Annotated in this window: 1 protein-coding gene and 1 pseudogene; one reads left to right on the top strand and one right to left on the bottom strand. The window is 64.6% G+C overall.

What is annotated here, in order from left to right; translation table 11 throughout:
* Positions 1-105, top strand: a pseudogene (locus EN969_RS26610) (putrescine ABC transporter permease PotI); the annotation flags it as partial.
* A gap of 18 nt (positions 106-123) precedes the next feature.
* Here EN969_RS26610 and EN969_RS26605 read toward each other — a convergent pair.
* Complete coding sequence (locus EN969_RS26605; RefSeq protein ID WP_024505753.1) at positions 124-1,977, bottom strand: AsmA family protein; 1,854 nt, start codon at positions 1,975-1,977, stop codon at positions 124-126.
* Positions 1,978-2,439: the final 462 nt, after the last annotated feature.

Below are 2,439 nucleotides of genomic sequence, written 5' to 3'. Positions count from 1 at the left end.
ATCCTGATCGCCGTCGTGGCGATCGGCGTCATCATCGCCTCGCTTGCCAACAAGCGGCGTGAGGTGCAGCGCCAGCTCGACGAGCAGGCCGCGCAACGCGGCTGAAGACGAAAACGCGACCGCTTATTCCCCCGAAACGCCGCGGCTGATCGGGGAAATGAACGGCGTGCTCCAGGTTCCGCCGACGAAGAACGACGACTGGTTGGGGCCTTGCTGGCCGTTGGCCTGCGTTGCCGCCTGATCCGGCTGAATGACGCCGCCGGACAAGGCCAGTCCGCGCCCGGCGTAGGACGCGATGCCGGACAGCCAGATCTTGTACTTCGCTGAATTGGCCTCGGCCTTGTCGATTCGCGCCACGCCCTTCGAAATGGTTGCCTTGATCTCGGCACCGTCGATCGGCAATGTTGCGTCGGAGACATCGTCGAGCGCGAAGAAGCCGCCCTGTTCGGTATGTTTGAGGAAGGCCGGCAGGTTGAGCTTGCTCAACGCACCCGGCCCGAAGGTCGCCGAGACCGAGCCGTCGGCATTGTCGAAGATGGAATCCCAGGTTCTGCCCGGCCCCTTGAGGATCACCGAGACGGTGCCCGTGCCGACCGGCACCAGCCGCGTCATCCCTGCCGCCGTGCCGAAAGCACCGCCGTCGATGTCGGACGCCAGAAGGCGGATTTCGACTTGCGAGCCTTCCGGCTTGCGATCGAAGCGAAGGCTGGTCTGGATGTTGCCGCCGAAGGCCGAGGCATCGGAGATGTCGAAGACGGACAGACCATCCTTGACCTGTGCGGTGGCGGCGACGTCGGCGAGCTGGATCGGCCCCGCCGTGGCGTGCGCCGCCGACAGCCTGAGATCGAGATTGATCTTGTCGGCGAAACTTGTGTCGATTTCGCCAGGCCCCGCCCCTCCGGTCGGCACCAGCGGGGTGAAGGCCGACAGAAACGATCTGAGGTCGAGCGTGTCGAAGGCGAGCGTGCCGGAGATCACCGGTTGTGCTTCACCAAGCGAGAGGTCCAGCGCACCCATCCCCGGATTGTTGTCGAGTGCAATCGCCGTGTTGTCGAACTTGACGCGCCCGCCGGTCGCGGTGATCTTGCTCGAAATGCTGACCGAGCCGATCGCCGCACCCGGAGCGATGCCGGCCTGCGACCATTCCAGGACACGCCGCAGCGAGGGTGCCGAGAACTTCGCTTGACCGTCGAAATAGGTATTTTCAGACATGCTGGCCGTGCCGTCGAACGAGAAGGTGGCGGGCGCCGCCTTGAAGGACAGTGTCAGCGGCGCCGTGCCGCCGGCAAACAGCACAAGCGGTTTGGCCGAGGCGACGTCCAGCGCGACGCTTTCGCCCCGCCAGATGCCGGTTGCCGACAGCGTCGCATTGCTGTTCATCGCCGCCCAATTTGCCTGACCGTTCAAACTGCTCAGGATCTCGACGTCCTTGCCGCCGATGGAGGCTACCATGCGGCCGTCACGAAACTCGACCGTGCCGAAGGTGTCGGTAGGCAGCTTGTCGAGGTCCGGTTTGGCGGGGTCGGCGTTGACCAGGCCGCGCGCCGTGTCGATGGAGCGCGTGATGCGCCCGCCGGTCGGGACAGCGGGCAGGAAAAGGCCGGCAGGCGTGCGCTGGACCCGGATCGTCGGCCGCACCAGCCGCGCCGTCGAAAACACCACGTCGCCGCGCAAGGCCGCCATGGCGGAAAGGTCGACCTCGACCCGTTCTGCCTCGACCACCGGCGGCGCCTCGGTGTCGGTCCATTGTGACAGCGTCACATCGGTCAGGATGGCGCGGAATGTCGGCCAGACCTCGATACGCGGCGAACCGTCGATGGCGACACGGAAGCCGCTCCACGCACTCATTTCCCAGGCGATGCGGTCGCGCACGATACGGGTGGAGGCAATCAGCGGCAGGGCGGCAACGACCAGCGCGACGACGATCACGGCAGCGCCGATCGCCCATATTCCGCGCCGGATCATAGATGATGGCATATGGCCCCGTATGCTTCCATTCCGACAATCGCCCGACGGGTGTAACCCCAGGTGTCACCACGACCCCGGTCGTCACCACGGCCCCGGTCGTCACCACGACTCCAGTCGTGACCAGGACTTCCGGCCGTCACTACGACTTCAAGTTGTCACTACGACTTAGGGCTGAGGCATTTCAAGTCTTTATGGCCCGGCGATGGCATTTGCGCACATCTGGTCGCATCAGCCGAACAAAATCTTGCTCTGCTGCGCTGCGATATGCATAAGCGATGGCGACCGTGGAGGAACGATCATGGCTGCCGAACAACCGCTCTGGACCCCGACGCAAGACCAGATTGACGCAGCACCCTTGACCGCCTTCACCAAAGCCGCCGGAGTCAAAGCCGGCGTAGCGTTTTCCACGTATTCGGAGCTTCACGCCTGGTCGGTCGAGGACCGTGAAGGGTTCTGGAGCCTGGTCGGGGA

This window comes from Mesorhizobium sp. M7A.F.Ca.CA.003.01.2.1, from assembly GCF_003998945.1.
Lineage (GTDB): Bacteria > Pseudomonadota > Alphaproteobacteria > Rhizobiales > Rhizobiaceae > Mesorhizobium > Mesorhizobium ciceri.
The sequence above is the reverse complement of the archived record's forward strand: the minus strand, read 5'-3'. Positions and strand labels throughout refer to the sequence as shown.

Excerpts from the sequence above, each read along its gene's own strand:
- EN969_RS26605 (WP_024505753.1), bottom strand. The coding sequence starts at position 1,977 with ATGCCATCATCTATGATCCGGCGCGGAATATGGGCGATCGGCGCTGCC.